Origin of the sequence: Streptococcus jiangjianxini, assembly GCF_040225085.1 — a bacterium.
Lineage (GTDB): Bacteria > Bacillota > Bacilli > Lactobacillales > Streptococcaceae > Streptococcus > Streptococcus jiangjianxini.
In genome coordinates this window covers 184877-202236 of the sequence record NZ_JBEHGL010000002.1, presented here as the reverse complement: position 1 = coordinate 202236, position 17360 = coordinate 184877, and the positions used below count along the sequence as shown (strand labels likewise).

The window sequence follows — 17360 nt, the reverse complement described above, 5'->3', positions numbered from 1 at the left end:
ACCACATCTGCGTCACTTCTACTAGAACTTGAGGATCTAGGGTGGCAAAGACACGTTGTAGCGTATCGTGAGACGGAACCCCATTTTCTAACTCCAACACAGTTCGCAAGGAAGACTCATAGGCATTCCCAAACTCCTCGATTTCGTCCCAATATTCTGCACCTGATAGGCGTGCGAAGAAAATAAGCAATACAATATCTGATAAGTGGTGTTTAATTTTCCATGCTTCTCTGTCATCGCGAACATCTATCAAGAAATCTAGTATCTCATTCATAACAAAATCCTCCACTATCTTTAGTATAGCAAAGGGGTCAAACTTATTTTATGAAACTGTTATCTGAAAACGATGGTTTCTTCATGCGTTTGTCGTGAGGAGAACCCACATTAAGATCATTCTTTGCTAGGACATTTTATTGGTTAATCAACCGTATTTCCAGTACGGAGATGGTAGATGGTGCTAGGGACTACCGATTGATGACTCGTCAAGTTGTTGATAGTATTTTAGAACTTGGTGAAGTGAATCGTTTTTCTAAAGGATTGTTTTCATGGGTTGGCTATGATGTGACTTATATTTCTTTTGAAAATAAAGAAAGAATAGCCGGGAGCACATCATGGACTTTTTGGGAACTCTTAAAGTACTCTATTGATGGGTTTGTCAATTTTTCGGAAGCTCCTTTGACATTAGCTGCTTGGGCTGGTTCAGGTTCCTTTATATTATCTATTTTAGCTATGTTTTTTATCATTATTAGGCGTTTAGTCTTTGGCGATCCCGTAGCAGGCTGGGCAAGTCTAGTCACTATTATACTTTTTATAGGTGGTGTGCAATTGCTAGCTATTGGTGTTATTGGAAAATACATTGCCAAGATTTTTCTAGAAACTAAGAAACGTCCTATTTATATTGTTAAAGAAAAAGGGTGAAATAAAACCCTTTTTTTGATATACTTTGTTACAGAATAGAACCAAGGAGAATGACAATGATTTTAATTACTGGTGCCAACGGACAGTTGGGAACGGAACTTCGTTACTTATTAGATGAACGTAATGAGGAATACGTGGCAGTTGATGTGGCTGAAATGGACATTACTGATGAAGCGAAAGTTGAAGAAGTGTTCAAGCAAGTCAACCCCACTTTGGTCTATCATTGCGCTGCCTATACTGCGGTTGATGCTGCGGAAGATGAAGGAAAAGAACTCAACTACGCTATTAATGTAACTGGTACAGAAAATGTTGCTAAAGTTGCTGCTAAACATGATGCTACCTTAGTCTATATTTCAACAGACTATGTTTTCGATGGTGAAAAACCAGTAGGGAAAGAATGGCTTGAAACAGACACACCAGATCCTAAGACTGAGTATGGGCGGACCAAACGTTTAGGTGAAGAAGCTGTTGAAAAATATGCTAAGAACTTCTACATCATTCGTACCGCATGGGTATTTGGTAATTATGGCAAAAACTTTGTCTTTACCATGCAAGAATTAGCGAAAAAGCATCCCCGTTTGACAGTGGTAAATGATCAGCATGGCCGTCCAACCTGGACTCGTACCTTGGCTGAATTTATGACTTACTTGGCTGAAAATCGTAAAGAGTTTGGCTATTACCATCTATCAAATGATGCAAATCAAGACACGACATGGTATGATTTTGCAGTGGAAATCTTGAAAGATACAGACGTTGAAGTTGTGCCGGTTGACTCATCTGCTTTCCCAGCAAAAGCCAAGCGTCCACTTAATTCAACGATGAGTTTAGAAAAAACCAAGGCTACTGGCTTTGTCATTCTAACATGGCAGGATGCTTTGCAAGAATTTTATAAACAAGGGAAAAAATAAACATGTTACCTGAAAGATCCTTTTTAGCGGACACTGCTAGAAAGGACCTTTTTTTAGTGGAAAGTATTCAAAGCAATTGTGGCTAATTGTCAACTGTAGTGGGTTGACTTATAACTAACACCGAGAGAGAATTAGATTGGTTCTCTCTTTTGTTGTGTTCAAAGCGAGATAAATAATCGTTCAAATGGGCAGAAATATAACCTTGTTTGCGACGATAGCTAAGGTTTTTCGTTTCAAACGGGATGACTTTCAAAACATAAAGGCACCATTTGCGGATAACGTTTAGGTTAAATGCGGCACGTTTATCCAAAGTCTGATGGTGATCTTCTCGATTGACAACATCCAAGAGCCAGTGCATACTTTCTACCAACCAATGCTCCAGAGCACAACTGGCAAAGGCCTCTACACCCTTCTTGAAACTAATAATATAGTAATGTTGCCCCTTTTTAGCCAATTCTTCCAGTCATTTGGCATCTATTGAAACAATAAAATCAACCATCGTAGTCATCTCTATCTTTAGTGTACTACTTTGATTAATTTTGTCATTATGATATAGTTTTCTGCAAACGCATAAAAAGTCTCTCTTCCCTGTTATTGGACGCTTACCAAGCCACAATTTGATAAGAACAGAACGAAATCAGTTCGTCCAGTATCATTGACTATAGATCGTTTTCTTTGAAAAGTGGATCAATAACTATCTAAAAAAATGCTTGAACTACTTATTTTCTAGACAATTTTTACGGAATGGTTAATTTGGACTTGAAGTTTAGCACTTACGGCATTTCTATTGATATTCCAACATTTTCTAGCTATAAGCTTGACACCTCAGACGTGTTGGACATGATCAACTCACTTCAATTTTGCAGGAATAAAGACCAATTCTTGACGTGGAACGGTTGAACCAATTTCTTTCAACTTTTCTTGGTTTTATCGTTCTAACCTAGTAGTTAGGTGCCCCTGTTATATTAGTATTAACCATTTAAAACAGTATGACGTTAGTTTTAGAAAACCTTAGCTGATTCAGAAATGCTATTTGGATGAACTTTATTTGTTTCATGTCACTATACCTAGTTATTGATAATCTCTCTTGAATGGCTTGTAAGACATAATTTACTCTAAGATTTCAAAAAAATCGGGATAATTTTTTAGATAGTTATTTCCTACGGTTAAATCATATTGTATTAGTTTTAAATCCTCTTGAGAAATTTTATTTACCTTATTTTCTTTATTTGGTAATGCTTTGGTTAGAAGAGCATAGTAAGGTGAAACTTTTGAGTTTGTTACTTTAAACAGTAAGGCAGGAAAGTCATTCGATCGAATTTCCGAATGGTTAATAATATTATTGTTTTTGTTATGATTTGCCCAAATGAAATAGTCAGTTTTTTGCTTATTGTCGGGCTGCTTATCGAAAAAGTTTGTAGGGTATAGTCCAGGAAGATGATCACCATAAAATACAACTGTAATATTTTTTTCTTGAGATTGCAGTTTTTTCAAAAAAGATTTGGTTGCTTGATCAGTCTCAAATAATCTGTCAGAGTAATCTTTTAAGGCCACATTTTCTACTTCTGAAAAATTTTCCCCTGAAATATCAAATTCTTTCTGCGGTTTATGATAGGGACCATGATTTTGCATTGTTAAACCGTAAATGAACTGAGATTGATTATGATTTAATTCATTTAAAATATTAGCATAAGTCGATTGATCACTTGGATATGAGCCATAATTCTCATTAGCTGAGACTTGAGTATCCCCTCCAGAGAGCGCAATAAACTTATTGAATTGTAATTTTTTATAAACGGTTGTTCTATTGTAATTTTGCGCAGCATTAAGATGAATAATTGTTCTATTTTTAGGGTCATAATAATCACTGACTGAAGGTATTTTTTTCATTATAGGTACAATTTCAGAATAGGCAACGGAGACATTATTGTCAAAATTAGTGAATGGGAGGCCTGTTAAAGATTGGAATTCCATATTAGCCGTTCCCCCACCATAACCATCTGAAATCATCTGTCCGCCGGTGTGTTTTTGCATAACGGAATTTATATATAGAATTGGAGATTGAGTGGCCTGAATACCTTTTAAACGAGTCGGATCAGAAAAGCTTTCGCTAAGCACAAAAATTGTGGTTTGATCATTTATTTTATTAGGTCTTTCTTTATTTAATTCTTTAGCATATATATTATATTTTAAATAAATATTTTCAATGCTTGCTTGATTGTATTTTTGGGGTTTTGGCATTTTTTGGACAGTTAGATTTTTTAACCAAACATAAGATAGGGATTGAAAACGAGCGTTAGCATTGATACCCAGCCAGTTTATATCAAAAACATTAAAAACTGATGACACTATTGGAATTTTTTTAGGGAATGGTTGATTATCTAAGTTTTTTAAATAGTAAATAGGTGAAATAAAACAAACGAGTAAAACGGAAGTCAACATCGCCTGGGTTCTAAAAGATTTTATTATTTTTTCAGTGAAGAAATATTTTTGGGTTATCCAAATGATTATGATAATGATAACAAGAAGAATAGAAGTTAGCATCAAAGTTGAAGATGAGATGTAATCTTTAAAAAAAGTAATGTCTTTTAGCCAAACTAAATCATAAGGTAAAAGCGGCTCTAATCTAGATTTGTATTTTAAAGTATTAGCTACTGAAATTATGGAACCTAGTACAATGATGAATGTTGTTGCGATTATGTAACGATTTATTATTATATATAATAAAACAAAAATTGCGGAAAAAATAATAATTTGAAAAATGGTAGCCCCTGGAGTAATGAACAGATTATAGTGACTTCCGGTTTCTTTTATAGCAGATTGAACGGTGTAGTTAAATATTACAGCAAGTGCAATACTTGTAGTAACTGTGAGTATGAAACTTGCTTGTTTATTTTTAAAATCTCTCGTTGATTTTAATAGGTATAGGCTAACCCCAAAAAATAAGATGTAAAAACTAAGAGCATAAATGAAAATGTTGTTTCTTATTTGAAAAAATGATCCAGAGCTAGTAGGTAGTAATGTATTTTCTTGAACTCTGCTAAGCATTTGGTTTGAAGTAATATAGAAGCTTGTTAAAATTTGAGCTAGCACGTATGTGTCTTTACTTTTTTTTGTAAAAAAACGTTTAGTAAATGGAATTTTTTGAAAAACGATTTTAGATGTTACAGCGATAATCAAAATAATACTCAAATATATAAGACCATTATTTTGCAGAAAATTATCCAATATCTTCCAATGAAAATCTGGATTATTTAGCTGTAAGGTCATTTCAATAAAATAAGCAGAAACAATATAGAAAAGATAAAGAATAACTACTTTTATTAAAAATTTAGTATTTATTTTGATTGAGTATAAAATACCGAGATAGACTGATAATAATAGAGGCCATAGACTGGAAACAAAGTTAAACCTATCAGTATGTAATGCTACAAATCGATCGTATAAAATGATGGCAGATAGTAAGTAGCTTAGTAGGAAACTGATAACTACATAAAATGTGTTCTTTAGACCATTATTTGACGTTAAAAACAAGATCATGACTCCTTATTTTGAAATTGGTTTGTTAATTATTAGACTTGTTCGGTAACCCCAAAGTAGTATCATAAGATCATGAAAAGTGTATATGAAAATGCTGAAAAGCTTGATCCAGAACATTTTAAATTATTGATTGGTGTCAAAAAATAAACCTTCCAATTAATGCTTGAGCACCTCAATTCAGCCTATCAAACCCAACACCAAAAAGGTAGCCGCCCACGTGCTCTTAGTATGGAAGAACAACTTATCATGACCTTGCGCTATTTGCGGTACTACTCTACTCAGCGGTTATTAGCCTTTGACTTTGGGATTGGTGTCGCTACTGTTAATGCCATAATAACATGGGCGGAGGATACTCTACGCGCTTCTGGTAGTTTTGACTTAGACCACTTAGAAGCTCCAAGGACATCTGTTGCCATTGATGTCACAGAAAGTCCGATTCAACGTCCCAAAAAACCAAATCCAAAATGATTCTGGTAAAAAGAAACGACACACTTTAAAAACACAGATTGTACTTGATTTAAGCACTCATCATGTGTGTCAATTAGCTTTTGCGGATGGACATACACATGACTTTACTCTATTTAAAGAAAGTATAGGCCCTACTTTACCAGAGGAGACTGTCGCTTTTGTTGATTTGGGATATTTGGGAATAGCGAATTTTCATAAGAATACTTTTATTCCAGCTAAGAATTCCAAGTATCATCGTTTAACAGATAAAGAGATAGAGCTTAATAAAGAGATGTCAGCGATAAGAATTGAAGTAGAGCATTTTAATGCGACGTTTAAGACTTTCCAAGTGATGTCACAACCTTATCGTAACCGAAAAAAGAGATTTGAATTAAGGGCTGAATTGATTTGTGTTATTATCAATGACGAAACGGATTAGTTTCCGAACAAGTCTATTATATTATATTTATCGCTTTTTTAAATATTTAAAAAATAAGAATTGTGATTAACACAATAGAAACATACTAAGATTAGTAGTGAGTATTCTCTTTCGTCGGAGATTTCCTCACTACTAATCTTAGTATGTTTTCGTTTTGAAAACCTGTAATCGCTTTTCCGAGAATTATTTTACACTAACTACCACAAAGCAGGTCATTCCGCCTATGCTTACTATGAGCGTTACAAAGCGACTAAAAACCATTGTGGTTGTCATCAAACGAAGCTGACAAAACCTGTAAAAGCCTTTGTCCAAAGGTATCTGAAATTAGATTGGAGTCTTGATGTTATCAAAGGAACTTACCCTGATACCATTTCCCTGTTCGATGAGGACACTTTATCGTTTGGCTGATCGTGCTCCCTTTGATAAGCATGACTTACCATGGAAAGGTAAATGAAAACCAAACGGCAAGACAGAAACACGAGAAAAGCAGGCTTTCCGCAGAGACATTCGTGAACGTGCGGCGCTTTATCCAGATTTTGACACCTAATTTTGTCATCTTGAAGGGAATACGATGGTTGGTAAGCAACATAAAAGCGCTGTTATCACACTAGTCGAAAAGCAAGCGATAGCGATATTGAAACCTCTATTAATCAATGGCTGTCTCGATTTCCAAAACATCTGTTTAAGCCCATCACGTTTGATTGTGGGAAGGAATTTTCCAACTAAGAATCCATTTCTAATCAGCATGACATTGACATCTTCTTTGCAGATCCTGTTTGCCCAGGACAGAGAGGATTAAACGAGCATTCTAATGGTCTATTAAGGCAACATGGCCTTCCTAAGCAAATGGATTTTAATAGTATTTCTCAAAAGATCTTATCTGCTATAGCTGATAAGAGAAATAGCATTCCTAGAAAATCTCTAAACTATCAAACTCCTTATCATGTTTTTCTGAGTCAAATAAATCAGTCTAGCTTAATTTGACAATTCAGGATTTATAAAATGTAAGGGTAAATCCTGAAGTAATCAAAAACAAAAGTAATTTTTATAGCAGACAAAATTTTCATACATTGTCGAGAATAAGATTTAACAAAAGTATTTTTTTTCTTCCATTTTCTGAAGGATTCAGGAAGTATTTTAAAATAATTACTTTCCAAAAGTCCATTTCACTATCAACTACAGTTGTAGACGTGGAAAATTTCTGAAATAGCATTATTATTATGATATAATAAATCATGATTGTATCAAATAGAATGGAGTTTTTATGCGCCATATTTTTATTATAGGAAGCAGAGGTTTGCCTGCTAAATATGGTGGCTTTGAAACCTTTGTTGAGGAATTAGTGACACATCAGATTAGTGGTCAAATAAAATATCATGTTGCTTGTTTGAGTGATGAAAAGACGGGACAACATTTTGAATATAAGGGTGCAGATTGTTATACTGTTAATCCACCTAAACTTGGTCCTGCCCGTGTTATTGCTTACGATATGATGGCTATTAATGATGCACTTTCTTACATCAGGAAGCAGCAAATCGAACAACCTATTTTTTACATTTTGGGAAATACCATTGGTCGGTTTATGAAGCCTTTTGCTAAAAAAATCAAAGCAGTTGGTGGCAAATTATTTGTCAATCCAGATGGTTTGGAATGGCGACGGACTAAATGGTCAAAACCTGTGCAAGCCTACTTAAGGCAATCTGAAAAAGTAATGACGCAGGTTGCAGATCTTGTAATTGCTGATAATGAAGGTATTGAGAGTTATATAAAAGAAGTCTATCCATGGAGCAAGACACGATTTATTGCTTACGGAACAGAGACCGTGCCTTCTTCTCTAACTAGTAATGATGCACTTGTCAGAACATTTTATGACAAGTGGCATACTAAGGAAGATGACTATTATCTTATTGTTGGGCGCTTTGTTCCTGAGAACAATTATGAAGCTATGTTGAAAGAATTTATATCAAGTCAAACAAAAAGAAAACTCATTATTATTTGTAACCATGAGGGCAATTCTTACTTTGATGAATTAGCTAAAAAAACCGATTTTCAGTCAGATCCCAGGATTCATTTTGTTGGCACTGTTTATAATAAGGAATTGCTAACCTATATTCGTGAATCAGCCTATGCTTATCTTCACGGACATGAAGTTGGTGGCACCAATCCAGGTCTACTTGAAGCTTTAGCTCATACTGATATTAACTTAGTTTTAGAGGTTAGTTTTAATCAAAAAGTAGCTCAACAAACGGCCTTGTATTGGACAAAAGAAGAAGGAAGCTTGAGAAAACTCATTAATTCTGTAGAGGCTGAGGACTTTGGGGACTTAGGGAATCAGGCAAAACATCATGTCAAATCCAACTATACTTGGAAAAAAATTGTAGGAGAATACGAGGAATTATTTCTAAATGAAAGTTAATATTGTCATGTCCACCTACAATGGGGAAAAGTATTTAGCTGATCAAATAAAAAGTATTCAGGCGCAAACCTTTAAAGACTGGAATCTCTTAATCCGTGATGATGGTTCCAAGGATAACACAACCTCTATCATTAGGGAAATAGCTGAGGAAGATGATAGAATCCGTTTTATAAATGATGGTCAAAATGAAAACTACGGCGTCATTAAGAGTTTTTATCATTTGGTTAAGTTTGAGAAAGCGGATTATTATTTCTTTAGCGATCAGGATGATGTTTGGTTGCCTGAAAAACTAGAAATTACCTTACAAAGAGGGCAAAAGGAAAATCCAGATAAACCGCTGTTAGTTTATACAGATTTAAGAGTGGTCAATGAAAATTTGGAGATTCTTCAAGAAAGTATGATTAAGGCTCAGTCCCACCATGCCAATACTGAATTGGTACAGGAATTAACCGAAAACACAGTAACTGGCGGTACTATGATGATTAATCAAGCCTTAGCTGATAAGTGGCAGGTTTATGAAAATTTGCTTATGCACGACTGGTATTTGGCTCTATTGGCTGCATCACTGGGCAAGCTCGTCTACATAGATCAACCGACACAACTCTACCGCCAGCACGAAGCTAATGTGTTGGGAGCGAGAACAGAAGATAAGAAGTTTAAACTTCTCCGTTTAGGTCCAAAGGCTATATTTACAAAATATTGGCAAATAATTCATGATTCACAGAAGCAGGCTATGACGATTGTAGAATTGTTTGGAAGGGATTTAACCCCGAGAGATCGATTGTTAATTGAACAGTTCTACAATATTGACCGACAGTCAATTCTTAGGAGAGCTGAGAGATTGATCCGATATGGTTATAGCAAGAACCAACTGACACATAAAATAGTATTTAAAATTTTAATATTAACGAATTGGTATAATAGAAATAGATGAAAAAAGTATTGATGATTATCCCTGCTTATAATGAAGAGGGTAATATTGAAAAAACGGTTAGAAGTATTATTGATTATCGTGAATCAAATAATTTACCTTTTCAGCTAGATTATTTGGTTGTAAATGATGGTTCCAAAGATTCAACTCCTAAAATTCTTGATCAGCTGCAGTTTAATCATGTTGACTTGGTTCAAAATTTGGGAATTGGTGGCTGTGTTCAAACAGGTTATATCTATGCATCTCGAAATGGATTTGATATTGCAGTTCAATTTGATGGAGATGGGCAACATGATATTGTAAGTATCAATGACATTGTTGCTCCCATTATAAAGGGCGAAGCTGACTTTACGATTGGATCACGCTTTATTGATAAAACGAATGAAAATTTCCAATCAACAGCTGCAAGACGTATGGGAATTAACTTGATTTCTAAAGCCATAAAATTAATGACTGGTCGGAAAATTTATGATACTACCAGTGGTTATAGGGCGGCTTCTAAACCTGTCATCGATTATTTAGCGAAGCATTACCCTGTTTCGTATCCAGAACCAGAGTCTATCGTTCGAATTATTAAAAAAGGCTACCGTGTTAAAGAAATACATGCAAATATGTTTGAACGTTTGGAGGGAATATCAAGTATTCGAGCATTTAAGGTTGTGACTTATATGCTTGATGTATTGCTATCAATCTTTATTGCAGGTCTTATGAAGGAGAGAGATTAATGTCATTATTTTTACAAATAGAAATGTTTATATTGGCCTTAATGATTTTTTATTTCATCATTAGAATGGTCAATAAAAACGCTTTTTCAATAAGACGGGCGGCTCCATGGATCTTTGTTGGTCTGACAATTATTTTTATCAGTTTATTTCCTCAAGTAGTTTCGTTTGTCGCGCATAAAGCTGGTTTTGAATTAACGATGAACTTTTTACTCTTTGGCTCAATTTTATTTGTTTTTTTCTTGGAATTAATAAATACGTCAAGTAATACTAAAAAAGATAATCAGATAAAAGAATTGATACAGGAAATATCATTGATGAAGAAAGAAATTGAGGATAAAGAATAATGAAAAGATACTTCTTTATTTGTCTATCATTTTTATTTTTTTTAGTAGTTGTTGGTAGTTCGGAAAATGTTTGTGCAGATGAAAATACTAATTACGATATAAAAGTTCATTATCTTTATAATAACAACCCCATTTATAGCGTTCAAGTAGTTGCTAAAAACTATGATTTGGTACACAAAAAATTAACTACTGGAAAGTTCACCAAGTCTGATTTTGAACATTTTTCGATTTCGAAGTTAAAAGCAAATTATAAAGTTGAGAGACAAAAAGTTATTATTAATGACAAAATATCCTTCGGAAAAAATATATCCTTAACTAAAGAAGAAGCTTTTTTTGTTATCGCAGAACTTTATAAAAATAATCTAGATTTTCTAGACTATATCAATGATTTTGGACCTCAGGTAACCTTAAGAAATCCTGAAAATAAGAAGTATAAATTTACCAATAAAAAAGGTTTATCAATAGGTGAGATTCAAGAAGGAGTGACAGTATTCGTATCATCGGTTGATCCTAAAGATATCATCATAAAAGATATTAATAAAGATCAAGATATATACATGGGAAATACTCAGAAACTCCCAGGTATTACACTTATTTCTGATTATAATACTTCGTCCACAGTTGATGGCTTATCTGTTGACTACGGTCAAACAGTAACCTATAAAATTCCTATAAAACATTTAGATACAATTTATCTAGATATTTCTCCTAATTTTGTAATTGAGTCAATTAACTATCCTTATGAGCAGAGTTACAAGATTAATCCAGTTCGAAAAGGAGAGAAAGGAAAATTAACAGGTGGAACATCATTAAATATCATTGAAAATATTATTGATTATAAAATTGGCGATGAATATAGAGAAAGCGAACGATTAAGTAAAATTGCTAAGCAATTATCAAAACTTCAGTCCATTTATAGATTAAAAGTTGATCTGACTGGTAGAAGCCATGATTATGTAGAAGTAAAAGGGCATGTTACCGCAAAAGTACAGTATCAAATGAAGACTCAGATATCAAATGATACTAGCACAGATGTTTTTAGTGAAACTTATGATGTGTTCAACTCCAAAGTAAAACAAGGAATTTTTGTAAACGATGGAAAAAATTTTTATGAAACTCCTCAATTATCTAGTTATAACATAAATTTTGCCATGTACGATTCACATGACAATACTTTGACGACTGGCGGAAAATATGTTTTAGGAAAAATTGATAAATATAATAATTTTTACTTGTATAGTGGTGCTAATAGTGGGAAACCAAAATGGAAAAAACAAAGTGTTAAATTCAATGAAAAAATAAATATTTCTGAGAAAGAGGGTATGGTGATTAAGGGGAATAACAATTACTATATTGATGGTCAGAAACAACCTTTTGAACTTGATACATCGGTTTGGGATTTCAATGAAAAGACACAGAAGACAATCTTTAAGGCTTTGTTTACCCTAAAAGGTTTATCTAGCAGTTATAAATACGTTTTATATCAAGTAGAAGTCCCTGACAATTACAAATTAGAAATTCAACCAATCATTTTTAAAGTAAGTGAGGAAAGCGAAAAAAAAGCTCAATTTTCGAATTATCAAATAAACGGAGGTATTTTAGATATGAAATATAATGAAAATGAGTATAATGCACTTTCTTTGAATCCTAAAAATAAAAAAGTAAACAGAATACCAAATCCATATGTGATGACTGTGCTTGGCACTTTAATAATTGTTTTAATTGCATCAACAATATTAACACTTTTATTGAAAATAAATAGTTAGGGTATATAATGAAAAAAATGACAAACGAGGAAATCAGGAAAGTTCAGCTAGATATGATGGACTACTTAGATGATTTCGCTAGAAAAAATAATATTGAGTATTCTTTAGGAGGTGGAAGTCTGTTAGGTGCTATTCGGCATAAAGGCTTTATCCCTTGGGATGATGATATTGATATTATGCTTAAACGAAGTGACTATGAAAAGTTAATAGATGCTTTATCTAAAGAGGATAATCCTGATTATAAATTACTTCATCACTCTACTGAGAAAAATTTACTTCCGTTTGCTAAATTGTATAGCACTAAGACAATCATGCAAAGTAAAACAGATCGGATGCATCCATGGACAGGCCTATTTATTGATATTTTTCCAATGGATCAGTTGCCAGAATCGTCTGAACAACGCACAGCATTTTTTAAGGAAGTGCACTCATCAACGGAAAACTTACTTAGCACCTCTTTTCCAGAATATGCAAGTGGTTCAAACGCTGTATTCGCATTTGCTCGTCTGTTCTTAAGATTTCCAAGATTTGTCAAACATCATGGACAAACAAAAAAGATGGCTGTTGAAACCGATAAAGTGATGCAAAGGTATAACGGAAGCGACTCACCTTATATTGGCTTTGCTGATTCGCGCTATCGCTTAAAAGAGTGTTTTCCAAAGGAATTATTTGACGAATTCGAAGATATTGCCTTTGAGCATTTGACGACACGAAAAATCAAGAATCATCATGTTTACTTAACACAATTGTATGGCGCCTCTTATATGGAGTTACCTCCTGAAAATAAGCGTCAAAATCATGACTATTACATGTGGTATTGGAAGGAGGACTAACGATGAATATTGGTGTTATTTTTGCTGGAGGTGTTGGTTCCCGCATGCGTTCAAAAGGGAAACCTAAGCAATTTTTAGAAGTACATGGAAAACCTATTATTGTCCACACCTTGGAAATATTCGAGCAGTGCTCTGCAATCGATGCCACAATAGTGGTTTGTGTCAGTGACTGGCTGGATTATATGGAAACCCTAATCCCTAAGTTTAATTTAAAAAAAGTTAGAGCAATTGTTCCAGGAGGGAAAACTGGGCAACTATCTATTTTTAATGGGTTAGAAGCAGCGGAAAAAATAGCGACGAGCGATAAAGATATTGTGTTGATACATGATGGTGTTCGTCCACTAATTAATGTTGAAACACTGGAATTAAACGTTCAAACCGTTAAAGAATCTGGTTCAGCGATTACATCTGTCGCTGCTAAAGAAACGGTTGTTTTAATTAACGAAGATCGGGTTATTGATGAAGTTGTCGATCGAACAAGATCTTATATTGCTAAAGCGCCTCAGAGTTTTTATTTGAAGGATATTTTAGAAATAGAGCGTGATGCCATCTCTAATGGGATTGTAGATGCTATTGATTCTAGTACATTAATGGGAATGTACCAGAAGCCTTTGACGATTGTAGAAGGTCCTTATGAAAATATTAAAATTACGACTCCAGACGACTTTTATACCTTCAAAGCCCTCTTTGATGCGCGAGAAAATGCTCAAATATTTGGAATTTAGATTATGATTAATTATAGTAATAAGATTGTTCAAAGTGACATGCAGCAAATAACAGCGGCTTCCTATATTGACTGGCAAAAACTCAATGGTAAAACAGTTTTAATAACTGGTGTTAATGGGATGTTAGCTACGTATATAGTCTATGTACTTGCTTATTTAAATAGATATTACGATGCAGGTATTACTATTTTAGCAACTGCACGTAACATTAAAAAAGCTAAAGAACGCTTTTGGGGACTTGAAGGTCATTACCATTTTGAACTCATAGAATATGATGTCAATAATCCTTTTGACTATGGTGGTAATGTTGATTATATTATTCATGCAGCGAGTAATGCCAGTCCTAGATTTATCCTTAATGACCCGGTTGGTATCATTAAGGCAAATACTATTGGAACGATGAACTTGTTAGAGTTTGCCAAGGATAAGAATGTAACAAATTTCTTATTTTTATCAACAAGGGAAATTTATGGAAAATCCATAGAAGATAATATTGATGAGCAAGCATACGGCGCCTTTGACATTTTGGAAAGTAGAGCTTGTTATCCAGAAAGTAAGCGAATGGCAGAGACAATGTTGCAATCCTATTATGATCAATTTGCCATCCCTTATACGGTTGCTAGATTGGCTCATTCTTACGGACCAGGAATGGAACTGGCTAATGATGGCCGTATTATGAGCGACTTGCTGAATAATGTTGTAAGACGTGAAGACATAGTATTGAAAAGCGATGGTAGTGCAGAACGAGCTTTTTGCTACTTATCAGATGCTGTTACAGGTTTATTCACTGTGCTACTCAATGCCCAAAAATGTCAAGCCTACAATGTTGCTAATGAAGATGAACCTATCATGATTCGAGACTTGGCACAATTATTAATTGATAGTTTTCCAAATCGCCAATTGGAACTTATCTTTGATATTCCGAAGGTGATGGGAAAAGGTTATAGTAGGATGGGAAGAACTAAATTAAATACCAAGAAACTGGAGTCTCTTGGATGGCATAAAGAAGTATCGTTAAAAGAAGGTATTAAAAAGACAGTTGAAAGTTTTGAGGAATGACATGATAAAGACAGCTGTTTTGATGGCTACCTATAATGGTCAGGATTTTATTGAAGAGCAACTAGACTCTATCCGCCAGCAAACTCTGCGGCCAGACTACGTCTTGCTACGTGATGATTGTTCAACTGATGACACAATTAAGATTGTGACAGATTATATTGATCGTTATCATTTGACAGGATGGTCAATCACTAAAAATGAAACGAATTTGCATTGGCGCTTAAATTTTCGCGAGCTATTACGCGATGCAAGCCACCTTGATGCTGATTATATATTTTTCAGTGATCAAGATGATACTTGGTATTTGGATAAAAATGAAACTCAGGTAGCACATATGGAAGAAAATCACTCAATTGATGTTTTGAGTGGTGATATTGATGTGATTACTTTTGGAGAAAATGCCACTGTTCCAAAGAATTTCACCTTCGAAGATGGGCAAAAAATGTTATCTAAGTATCCGTTTGATATGAGTTATCACAATTATCGTCAAGGTTGGACATTTTGTATAAGAAAGACATTTATTGATCAGATTGTTCCTCATTATCAAGATAACCAAGTATTATCGCATGATAATCTTATGACGGGAATCTCCGGTGTTCTAGGAACAGGCTATAATCTTAATCGTCCTGTAGGAATTCACAAGAGACACGGTGGAAATGCTAGTGGTAATCTTTTGAATTTGAAAAGTTCTAGAAAGCATCATCTTCAAGATTTGACTTTTGTAACTAGTTACTATCAGATTTTATCAGATGTTTTATGCGAGCAAAAGAGTCAATGGTATTCTTTATCATTGTTCTATCTCGATTTTGCAAATGAAAGATTGCATAATGCTATGAATCGTAAGTGGCTTGCCACAATTAAACAGATACTCACTAAAAAACGGTACTATGACAGTTTTTCTAATCGAATGAGAGATATAGTATTTCTTTTAAAAAAATAGTATGCAGGAGTTTATATGAAAAAGATATTTAATATCTTTAAAGACAAAAAAATACATAAAGTTTATATAACCTTAGCTATCACTTTAGGGACGATTTTTAGTCTCTTTATGCCGTTTTTTAACGAGCCGGATGGTCAATATCATTTAGCAGTATCAGGAATGGTTACAGATTCAATTATAGATGCATCACAGTATAATGAATACAAAGTTGATTCAGGAATGACTAGACAATCTGAATTCTATAAAAATGGCACACGGTTAGAAACTTATTATTTTAATAGAGGTGGTTTTGTGGAAAAAGAAAAAGTTCCACGAAATATTAGATTGTCATACCTTGATTTTACATTTTGGGGGCATCTTGTACCAGGAATTGGACTTTTTCTCGGGAAACACATATACCCATCTATGGGAGTTATGATAACAACTGCTCGATTTTTATCAACTATTATTAATAGTACGATTATTTATTTTGTGATAAAAAAAGTAAAAAAAGGGAAACTACTTTTTTGTTTAGTTTTTTTGAGTCCAGTAGTAATCAATTCTTTTGCAAGTTTATCGTACGATTCTACCGGATTTGTAGCGGTAGGATTATTCTTAATGTTAGTCATAAACACAGTTGTTGATGGTCGTATCAGTTCCGATAAAAGAGTCCAGTTTTTATTGTCGACCTTGCTCATTTTATTAGGTGCAAAATGGAATTACTGGTTGTTCATATTATTTTGGCCAGTTCTTGAGTTTACCTATACCGATTGTTTCAAAAATATAAGATTAAAAGTTTCCGATAAAATGAATGTAAATTCATGGTCTAAAAAAAATAAAATTATAGCTATAATTTTAGGCTCCTTTATTACTTTTTCTATGCTCATAATACTAACTAGAAATCATGGAGGAATTTTTCGTGTATTACAAAGGTATTTAATGACGTTTGGTTATAATTATTCTGGATCAGAATTATTATCAAACGATATTTCATCGTGGTTAGTTGCGCCGTATCCTAGTCAAAACTATATGCCAATCTGGATTACTGCGGTTTGGTACTTGTTTTTTTTCTTAGTCCTTTTTATGGAACAGAAATTTGTTAAACGTAAAGCCATTGGTTTGTTATCTTTTCTTTTCTTTATTGTTGGTGTCTTAGGTGTTTACTATACGATGTTAAGTTATAATGACGCTAGAACTAGCTATATAGAGGGTGTCCAAGGAAGGTATTTTACTCCTACCTTGTTACTTCTCCAAATAACAGCATCTAGCATAAAGCCTCGTTTAAATAGATATAGCCGACAAATTGTTCCTGTTTTATTATTTTTCTTAATTATAGTAACAAATTTATTACTGATTTTTGATACTACAGTAGGTTTAATTATGAGGTAAA

General features: G+C 33.8%; 13 protein-coding genes and 4 pseudogenes. 14 read left to right on the top strand and 3 right to left on the bottom strand.

Features of this window, described 5'->3' with window-relative positions; translation table 11 throughout:
* On the bottom strand, positions 1 to 274 hold a 274-nt coding region (locus tag ABP870_RS02090), incomplete at its 3' end, for a transposase family protein (RefSeq protein WP_350013835.1).
* A 98-nt stretch (positions 275 to 372) separates the two neighbouring features.
* Between ABP870_RS02090 and ABP870_RS02085 the strand changes: the two are divergent.
* Both ABP870_RS02085 and rfbD read left to right on the top strand, forming a co-directional pair.
* Positions 373 to 918: pseudogene (locus ABP870_RS02085) on the top strand (glycosyltransferase); the annotation flags it as partial.
* 56 nt (positions 919 to 974) lie between these two features.
* Positions 975 to 1826, top strand: a complete 852-nt coding sequence (gene rfbD, locus ABP870_RS02080; RefSeq protein ID WP_350013834.1) for a dTDP-4-dehydrorhamnose reductase — start codon at positions 975 to 977, stop codon at positions 1824 to 1826.
* 82 nt (positions 1827 to 1908) lie between these two features.
* On the opposite strand, the pseudogene ABP870_RS02075 reads toward rfbD, so the two are convergent.
* Both ABP870_RS02075 and ABP870_RS02070 read right to left on the bottom strand, forming a co-directional pair.
* Positions 1909 to 2259: pseudogene (locus tag ABP870_RS02075) on the bottom strand (hypothetical protein); the annotation flags it as partial.
* A gap of 677 nt (positions 2260 to 2936) precedes the next feature.
* Positions 2937 to 5360: an LTA synthase family protein gene (locus ABP870_RS02070; protein ID WP_350013833.1), complete on the bottom strand. Its 2424-nt coding sequence runs from the start codon at positions 5358 to 5360 to the stop codon at positions 2937 to 2939.
* A 78-nt stretch (positions 5361 to 5438) separates the two neighbouring features.
* Here ABP870_RS02070 and ABP870_RS02065 point away from each other — a divergent pair.
* From ABP870_RS02065 to ABP870_RS02015, 12 genes and pseudogenes are all read left to right on the top strand, one after another.
* Positions 5439 to 6252 (top strand): annotated as a pseudogene (locus tag ABP870_RS02065) (IS5 family transposase).
* 195 nt (positions 6253 to 6447) lie between these two features.
* A pseudogene (locus tag ABP870_RS10685) lies at positions 6448 to 7236 on the top strand (IS30 family transposase); the annotation flags it as partial.
* Between the two features lie 280 nt (positions 7237 to 7516).
* Positions 7517 to 8668 (top strand): beta 1-4 rhamnosyltransferase Cps2T, encoded by a 1152-nt coding sequence (gene cps2T / locus ABP870_RS02060; protein ID WP_350013832.1) that lies wholly within the window; start codon positions 7517 to 7519, stop codon positions 8666 to 8668.
* On the top strand, positions 8658 to 9602 hold the full coding sequence (locus tag ABP870_RS02055; protein ID WP_350013831.1) for a glycosyltransferase family 2 protein: 945 nt from the start codon (positions 8658 to 8660) through the stop codon (positions 9600 to 9602). Before cps2T ends, ABP870_RS02055 begins: the two co-directional genes overlap by 11 nt.
* Complete coding sequence (locus ABP870_RS02050) at positions 9599 to 10324, top strand: glycosyltransferase family 2 protein (RefSeq protein WP_350013830.1); 726 nt, start codon at positions 9599 to 9601, stop codon at positions 10322 to 10324. The genes ABP870_RS02055 and ABP870_RS02050 overlap by 4 nt, the downstream gene beginning before the upstream one ends.
* Entirely contained in the window at positions 10324 to 10668 is a 345-nt protein-coding gene (locus tag ABP870_RS02045; protein ID WP_350013829.1) for a DUF2304 domain-containing protein, read from the top strand. The genes ABP870_RS02050 and ABP870_RS02045 overlap by 1 nt, the downstream gene beginning before the upstream one ends.
* Complete coding sequence (locus ABP870_RS02040; RefSeq protein ID WP_350013828.1) at positions 10668 to 12434, top strand: hypothetical protein; 1767 nt, start codon at positions 10668 to 10670, stop codon at positions 12432 to 12434. The genes ABP870_RS02045 and ABP870_RS02040 overlap by 1 nt, the downstream gene beginning before the upstream one ends.
* Before the next feature lie 8 nt (positions 12435 to 12442).
* Positions 12443 to 13267, top strand: coding sequence for a LicD family protein (locus ABP870_RS02035; protein WP_350013827.1), 825 nt, complete (start codon positions 12443 to 12445; stop codon positions 13265 to 13267).
* 2 nt (positions 13268 to 13269) lie between these two features.
* Positions 13270 to 13992, top strand: coding sequence for an IspD/TarI family cytidylyltransferase (locus tag ABP870_RS02030; protein WP_350013826.1), 723 nt, complete (start codon positions 13270 to 13272; stop codon positions 13990 to 13992).
* Entirely contained in the window at positions 13993 to 15051 is a 1059-nt protein-coding gene (locus ABP870_RS02025; protein WP_350013847.1) for an NAD-dependent epimerase/dehydratase family protein, read from the top strand. It abuts the gene before it with no gap.
* A gap of 1 nt (position 15052) precedes the next feature.
* Positions 15053 to 15991, top strand: a complete 939-nt coding sequence (locus tag ABP870_RS02020; RefSeq protein WP_350013825.1) for a glycosyltransferase — start codon at positions 15053 to 15055, stop codon at positions 15989 to 15991.
* Positions 15992 to 16006: 15 nt separating this feature from the next.
* Entirely contained in the window at positions 16007 to 17359 is a 1353-nt protein-coding gene (locus tag ABP870_RS02015) for a DUF2142 domain-containing protein (protein WP_350013824.1), read from the top strand.
* Position 17360 lies beyond the last annotated feature (1 nt).